The organism is Blautia sp. CAG:257, from assembly GCF_000433815.1.
Taxonomy (GTDB): Bacteria; Bacillota; Clostridia; order Lachnospirales; family Lachnospiraceae; genus Blautia_A; species Blautia_A caecimuris.
The window spans coordinates 11,184-19,265 of the sequence record NZ_HF999049.1 but is presented as its reverse complement, the minus strand read 5'-3'; the positions used below and the strand labels follow the sequence as shown (position 1 = coordinate 19,265).

General features: G+C 43.9%; 6 protein-coding genes. All 6 read right to left on the bottom strand.

All coding sequences use genetic code 11. From position 1 onward, the window contains the following. Window positions 1-16 precede the first annotated feature (16 nt). On the bottom strand, window positions 17-973 hold the full coding sequence (locus tag QVP40_RS06815; protein ID WP_022067725.1) for a hypothetical protein: 957 nt from the start codon (window positions 971-973) through the stop codon (window positions 17-19). 72 nt (window positions 974-1,045) lie between these two features. Beyond that, window positions 1,046-1,819, bottom strand: a complete 774-nt coding sequence (locus tag QVP40_RS06810; RefSeq protein ID WP_022067724.1) for a zinc ribbon domain-containing protein — start codon at window positions 1,817-1,819, stop codon at window positions 1,046-1,048. A 26-nt stretch (window positions 1,820-1,845) separates the two neighbouring features. Next, complete coding sequence (gene clpX, locus QVP40_RS06805) at window positions 1,846-3,273, bottom strand: ATP-dependent Clp protease ATP-binding subunit ClpX (protein ID WP_022067723.1); 1,428 nt, start codon at window positions 3,271-3,273, stop codon at window positions 1,846-1,848. A 168-nt stretch (window positions 3,274-3,441) separates the two neighbouring features. After that, entirely contained in the window at window positions 3,442-5,214 is a 1,773-nt protein-coding gene (locus tag QVP40_RS06800; protein WP_022067722.1) for a serine hydrolase, read from the bottom strand. Between the two features lie 216 nt (window positions 5,215-5,430). Then, the gene (locus QVP40_RS06795) at window positions 5,431-6,861 is read right to left on the bottom strand and encodes a S1C family serine protease (protein WP_022067721.1); all 1,431 of its coding nucleotides are present in this window, start codon (window positions 6,859-6,861) and stop codon (window positions 5,431-5,433) included. 115 nt (window positions 6,862-6,976) lie between these two features. Further along, a complete protein-coding gene (locus tag QVP40_RS06790; protein ID WP_022067720.1) occupies window positions 6,977-7,906 on the bottom strand; it encodes a glycosyltransferase family 2 protein in 930 nt (309 codons plus the stop codon). Between the last annotated feature and the right edge of the window lie 176 nt (window positions 7,907-8,082).

The following is an 8,082-nucleotide window of genomic DNA, read 5'->3' as shown; positions in this document are numbered from 1 at the left end:
ACATCTGCTTAATGTCTTAACTAAATGACATTGCCTTTCCGGAGAGTCTTTTTTCCGGCTTCTGCTCTGCAAGCTTTTCCATGACCTCTGTGGTAAATTTGTCCGGATCATTAAAATTCCAGGTTCTGTAAAGCTCATATGCTTCTCTGGAAATTCCCAGGTCCTGGTATAAAGCTTTATTGGACTCATAATCCGGAAATCCATAATCCAGAAGCTCCGATCTCAGATTATTAAACTTCTGATACTCCTGCCACTGAGGATCCCGATACATCAGGCTGTCTGTACCGTCCGCCGCAAACACAGACAGAAACAGCAGCCCAAAGATTCCGGCACACAGACCAAACCGCTTCCATTCTTTTTTCGGAAAGCGCTTTTTAAGTGTAAGCACAAAGTAAATGCCGATGCCTGCCATCAGCGCACTGCTGGCAAAAAACTGATCCTCTCTGTACATAAAGCCGGTCAGTCCCAGAAGAATACCTGCCGCTGCTTCCCAGACACATATTTTTTCGGAAGTCACCACATGAAAAAGAAGCAGTACAGCCGATGCCGCCGCTATTCCTGCTGTTTTGGTAAACTGGATATGAATATAGCATTCGTATCCGAATACCCACAAAAGAATAAACGATAAATATAAGCCCCAGTAGCCTTTCAGGCGGTTCATAAACACATAGGTCACTGCGCTGAAGGCTGCCACAAGCACAGCATACTGCACAATCGTATACCAGGGCAGTCTGCCTGTAATCTGATAAAGAATACGGTATACAAGTCCGAGAATGTAATTCTGAAATACAAGACGGGGAGTTTTCACTCCCCGCAGTCCACTTCCAAACTCGGCAAAAACAATATCATCATTTGTCTCAAAAGACGGGCGCATAATAAGCGTTATCGCCAGCATTGCCATAAGGTTTACCCCCAGGGCAAACCACGGGCTTTTTCGTTTTCTGTCTATTGCTGCCAGAAATCTGGTTTTCATTAATTTTCCCCTCAAAATGTTCTGATCTTACACATTCGCTGTATTACCGGAATTTTCTGTTTCCGGTAAAGCTTACTGCTCTGACTGTTCTCCCGGAATTTCAGCCATTTTCTCTGTTTTCGCTTTTTCTTCCACGGTTTCCTCTGTTTTTCCGGATTCTGACTGTTGTTTCAGATCTTCCCAGATCCGTTCTTCTGTGGTTTCCGGCTGTTCGGCTGATATTTCAGCTTCCGGCTGTTTTTCTGCTGTTTCCTGCGTCAAGATTTTCTGATCTGCTTCTTCAGTTTCTGTGGACATCTCTGACTCTGACTGTTCCGCAGCTTCTTCTGAAACCGGATCTTTCTGCGGTTCTTCCGCTGTATTCTCTTTTTCCGGTTCTGATGTATCTGCAGTAACCTTCCACGCCGGAGCTTCTTCTGATTTTACAGTTTCATCCATTGTTCCGTCAATGACGCTGCCTGCCGCCTCTTCCTTTTCCTTTGTTGTACAGGCTGCTCCGCAGTGATGGCAGAATGCTGCGTCCTGATCTACGACTGTTCCGCAGGACGGACACACCTTCTTTGATCTGACTCCTGCCATCTCTTCTTTATACTGCTCGATCCTTGTCATCCTCTGGTCAATCTGCTCGCAGAGACACCTCTGCAGATCATCCAGCGGCACGCCTTCCCGGTATCTTCTGTAAAGAACTTTTCCCAGTTCTTCCATAATCTTCTGAATCTGTCTTTCCTCGCCAGATATTTTATTTTTCAGCTTCTGAGTTCCGTACAGAACCTCTGCGCGTCCGCCGATTTCTCTTGCTGTTTTTGTGATTGCTTCTCCAAGTTCTTCAAAAAAATCCTTTGCCATAACCGTTTCTCCTTTCCGGTCACCATTTACTGAGCTGTTTCCAGAAGCGGAATTTCCTGCCCTCTCAGAAGGATCTTCGGTCCGCCGTTTCCTTCAATATATTCTCTGGTGATCACAACCTGTCCTATATTGTCATCCTTAGGAATTTCATACATGATATCAAGCATGTATTCTTCCAGAATTGCTCTCAGAGCTCTTGCTCCTGTCTTTTTCTCCATGGCTTTCGCCGCAATGGCATGAAGAGCTCCCTCGTCAAATTCCAGTTTCACCTCATCCAGAGCAAGAAGCTTCTGATACTGTTTCAAAATGGCATTTTTCGGCTCCATAAGTATCTTCACAAGCATATCCTCAGACAGTCCGTCAAGGGTAAAGATGATCGGCAGACGGCCGATAAACTCAGGGATCATGCCAAAGCTTTTAATATCATCCACTGTAACTTTTTCCAGGAGATGAGGATCATTGTCATACTTGTCCTTCAGATCAGCATAAAATCCGATGGACGCCTGTTTGTTCAGACGCTCCTTAATAATGTTTTCCAGATCCGGGAAAGCTCCTCCGCAGATAAACAAAATGTTTCTTGTATTCACAGTTGTCAGCGGAACCATTGCATTCTTGCTGTTTGCCCCTACCGGCACTTCCACTTCACTGCCTTCCAGAAGCTTCAGCATTCCCTGCTGAACCGCCTCGCCGCTTACATCTCTCTGATTGGTGTTTTTCTTTTTGGCGATCTTGTCGATTTCATCAATAAAAATAATGCCATGCTCTGCTTTTTCCACATCGTTATCTGCAGCTGCAAGAAGCTTGGATACCACACTTTCAATATCATCGCCAATGTAGCCTGCCTCTGTAAGGGATGTAGCGTCTGCAATAGCAAGCGGTACATCCAGAAGTCTTGCAAGTGTTTTTACAAGATAAGTCTTACCGCTTCCTGTCGGTCCGATCATCAGCATGTTGGATTTTTCAATTTCAATTTCATCCATGGTGTCTGTTGCCACACGCTTATAATGATTATAAACTGCAACTGACATTACCTTTTTTGCATAATCCTGCCCGATCACATATTCGTCCAGCGCAGCCTTGATCTTATGAGGAGCCGGAATCTTTTTCAGATCCAGAACCGGCTTATGCTTCTCATCTTTTTTCTTCTTGGGCGCGCTCTGCTGCTGTGACATCTGATTCTGGAAGCTGCCCAGATCAACCATGCTTACACCCGGCATGTTAAAAATGTCATTATAATTAAACTTTCCGCTGCTCATCTGCTGATTCATGGTGTCAAAACTTCTCTGCATACAGTCTGAGCAAATATGTATATTATTGGGAAGGTCGATCAGTCTGCCCGCCTGCCGTTCAGATCTCCGGCAAAGAGAACAGAACTTTTCCGGACCGCGTCTGTTCTCGTCTTTATTCTCCTGATCCTCTTCCTGAATTACCTCGTCTTCGTATTTATCTGTCATATAAACTCCTTTCCGTTCTGTCATAATACAAAACGCACAGGTGGTCAGCCCTGCTTCTTCAGGGTCCTGCCGCCTATGCGTCCATTATATCATAACCTCTGTGGCTGTAAACTAAAGTTTTTATAAAAATTCAATCAATACCAGGGAATTTGAGATCCGAAAATACTCTTATTTATTCAGATACTGATAAACTGTTCTGGATATAGACTGAATTCTTGGAACGGCATAGTTCTCACTGCCAGTAGATGAAAAAACACAAATTACATAATCCGTCTTTTTTCCATATACAATCGCCATATCATGCTGAACTGTAGAAGTTTCTCCAGTCTTATTGGCAACCTTAATACCGGAAGGGATCCCGGCAGGTATTTTCCATCTGCGAGTCTGTCTTAAAAGAAGATTTTTCATTTCTCTGGAATATTTTGCTGATACACATTTTCCTCTGTAAATGCGTTCCAGAAGAATACCGCAGTCCTTTGCCGAAGCACTGTTGCTTCCTCCATCACTGGTAAATGATGAAGCCGATGGATGAAGGGTACTGTGACAGCCGGTTTTTGTGTAACCGTTTTTCTTCAGATATTTATTGACCGTACCTGCTCCGGCTACAAAACTTCGGGATTTGCTGTTATATCTTACAAGCTGATTATAAGCCTCGTTATCACTGACTGTGATCATACTGTTCAGAAGACTCTTAACTGTAGAATTATACTTCAGTTTTCCCTGACTGATCTGATCAAAAGTAGAAGCCATAACAAAGGCTTTAATTGTACTGGCCGGATACATAGCCTTATCATTGATATTAATCACCGCTCCATTTTCCAGGTTTTTTACATACACAGACCAGGAGCCGCTGTAGCCGTTCAGCATACCCTTCAGTTTCTTTTTCAGACCATTGACAGTCATATCTGCTTTTGTACACTTGTGCCCTTCCCAGTCAACCCACACATTTGGAGAAATTTCTTTGTTTTTTGCTATGGTACCATCCGACTGAAGATAATAACCTGACTTCCAACAGTTTTCATATTTCTTTCCGAACGAGGAAAGATAATACTTCTTACCATTTATAATCCTCCAGCCTGCTTTTGTCAAAAGTCTCCCATTCTTATCTCCAAAATAAAATGTCCCGCGAAATGTTCTGCCGCCAAGTCTCTGATCCAGCTTACGGAATTTTCTGCTTTTAGAAAGAATTCCGTTTTTCTCAAACATATAATAACCAGTCTTCAGACGCTCTCCTTTAGGAACAGAAATATACCGGAAGCCTGTAACAGAGTTTCCATTTTTATCTTTTAAATACCAGTTATATCCCGTGTCTACCAGATAGCTGCCGCTGCCTCCTGAAACTTTGATATTTTTACATTTACGGCCTTTACTGTCAACCCAGACATGTTTAGATATCCGTTTACTTTTTGCAATAGTTCCGTCCGACTGAAGATAATATCCGGATTTCCAACAATTTTCATATCTCTTTCCAAATGATGAAAGACAATACTTCTCCCCGTTTATAGTCCTCCAGCCTGCTTTTGTCAAAAGTCTCCCATTTTCATCTCCAAAATAAAATGTCCCGCGGAATGTTCTGCTTCCAAGCTTCTGATTCAATTTATAAAACTGTTTGTTCTTCGAAAGACGTCCGCTTTTATCAAACATATAATAGCCTGTTTTCAGACGATTTCCTCCCGGAACAACAATGTACTGGAATCCGGAAACCCTTCCTCCGTTTTTGTCCTTCAACCACCAGTTGTATCCTGTATCCACAAGATAACGACCGCTTGTGCCTCCCAATGGGATAATCTTATTCTTTTTTTGCACTGCCGCTGAAGCTTCTGCAATTAATGGCTGTACAGCCACTCCCCGGGTGCAGAAACTAAATACAAGCATCACAAGAAGCAGACTTTTAAAAAGCCTGCTTCCCCATTTTTTTCGGTCATGATTTTTCTTTCGCATTTTCCTCCCTCTGGCTAATCCCTTACGGTCCTGGCTGCTGTCTGCGTTTCATACTGCACACTCCACTTCCTGTATGGATTTCACCCAATCAACAGCAATCTCATCTGAAAAACACCATATTTTCTCATTTCTCTGTTTCTTCAGAAATCTGCTGTGTATGCGTTTATTATATCATAACCTCTATATGTGTAAACTAATGTTTTTTGTTTAACAGACTCAATACCCGGAAGAGGGTCTTGCATCCAGGGTCACTTCCATTGTCTGCTCCACGTATTCTCCGTTGACAGCCCTTGCAATGACCATTTCTACCGTCTCCCCTGCTGCATAATAGGAAAGCTTTTCCGCCAGATCGTCACTTCCCGTTACCGGCTGACCATCCAGCTCCACAATCACATCACCTTTCTGAAGGCCGGCTCTTTCCGCAGCGTCGCCCTCATCCACATCACGGACAAAAGCTCCTGCCGGAACACCAAACATCTGCACTGCCTCTGTTGTCAGATCGCCTCCGCTGATTCCCAGATAACCGGATTCAGAAATATCCAGCTTATCTCTGGTCTGCCGGTTCATAAGCTTTTCCAGAATGGGGCGGGCTGTTGATATGGGGATTGCGTATCCCATTCCCTCTACTGCATCCGCTGCATATTTGGCAGAGTTGATTCCGATCAGCTCCCCTTTCATATTCAGAAGAGCGCCTCCGCTGTTACCGGGATTAATGGCAGCGTCTGTCTGTATCAGCCCTGTAGTCGTAGTCCCGTCTTCACTGGAAATACTTCTATCCAGAGCGCTGACCCAGCCCGAGGTAACTGACTGACCGTATCCCAGAGCATTTCCGATAGCAACTACCTGTTCTCCTACCTGAAGCCCGTCAGAATCACCGATCTGAGCAACCTTGATCTCCGAACGGGTATCCTCAGGAATATCTGATTTCTGTACTGCAACGACTGCAAGATCATTTCCCTTATCGGTTCCCTTGATCTTTGCGCTGACCGCGTCCTCCACATTGATGTCCCCGCTTGCCAGATCTCTGGTTTCAGCCTCTGCATTCGCTACATCATCGCCAATAAAACAGACACTCAGTGTAGTGGCTCCCTCTACCACATGATTATTGGTTGCGATCAGAAGCTCATCCTCATTTTCACCTACAATAATTCCGGATCCGCTGCTTTCACTGGAAAACTGCTCCACAGTTCCATAAGTACTGAACCCGTAAATACCAAAAAAGCTTGGAATTTCCTGAACACTTACGGAAGTAATGGCAACAACCTCCGGCATTGCTGATTCTGCCACCTCTGCCACACTTCCTGCCGTTGTGGAAGCTTCTCCTGACGGAGCAGCTGTCTGTCCGGTCTGTTCTGCGCTGCCGTCAGAAAGCTGAACAGCTTCTGTCTCTTTTCTGAAATATTTTTCTGCAACTGTATTGGAACACTGAAACACCGCGCTGGCTGTTATTCCAAACACCACTGCCAGAGCTATGGTTCCTGCGATCTTCTTTCCCGGATTATTTTTCTTTTTTGGTTTTACAGGGGATTTCTGCTCCATTCTTCCGCTGTTCCGGTGCATCTGATAATGTTCGTACCGGGGCGGCTCACTGCTTTGTATCTCATGCATTCCAGAATCACTGACATCCTGATCCTTTTCATAATCCATGGGCTTTCTTCCCTCCCTTCACCACTTTCTTATTGTTATGACACAAGTGTATCAGGGAATTGTGTTCAAAATGTGATAATACCTTTAAAAAACAGTGTTCCCGAAAATCATTTTATTATTTTGATTCATTCCAGTATGTCTGATTCATGGTGCACCGGAGGATCATTTTTTTCGATAACTTCTTATAGCGCTTTCCCATAAAATATCCTGCATATTTACACCCGCTCTGTATGATAAATCCGGGAATCAGATACCATTTCCCATGTTTTATAAGGTAGGAAAAGGTCTTTTTTACCAGGCGGAGTCCTTCTCCCTCAGATGGAACTCCATCAAAAATTTCCGGATATTGAGCCTGGGAAACTCCCAGATCAAAGTTCCGGTGAAACTGCTGGCTGCAGGAATAATTATGAGAGTGGACAACCTTTGCATCCGCTGCATATGCAATTCCATATCCGGCATGGATAAGGCCTGCCGCATAGATCATGTCCTCATTAAAAATAGTTTTTTCCACAAACCCTCCCAGTTTTTTGTAAATATCTTTTTTGTAGGCAGCACATACATTGGAACAGAAAAAAGTTTTGATTCCCAGAACGGGAAGATCATCTTTTGTCTTTACCCCTGACTGATCCGGATAGTTAAAGGATCTTGTATATGCTTCCACAAAACTGCAGGAAGAATTCGGAAGCTGCCTTGCATATGCAGCTCCGATATTCTCCTGGCTGTTCAGGGCCTTCACCAGATGGCTGACAGTATTTTTATCAGCAGGCATCGCATCCTGAGTCAAAAAAACCATAACATCTCCATCAGAAAGCTCTGCCGCCTGTCTTCTGGTTCCTCCATGATCAAAATTTTCTTTTTTCAAATGATGAACTTCAAGACAGGGATGCTCTTTTTCCCATGTGGTATCCCAGAACAGTTCCTCTGTATTCATAACAATAATCCTGCTGACAGGACAGGACTGCTGTTCCAGACAGTCAAGAAGAGCTGCAAATTCTTTGCCCGGATGATATGTCGGAATAATCACATCAATTTTTTCAGTTTTCATGTTTTTCTCACTTTCTGACTTTTCATTGTCCCAAACTGGCAAAAAGGGAATTTCTTTTTAAAGAAATTCCCTTTCCTTATCATTCTGATTGTGCGGTTTTCCGGATTATCCTTCTATATAGTCATCTCCGCCGCTGACGTCTCCGCCGCCCATGTCACCGCCTCCGGTATCTCCAC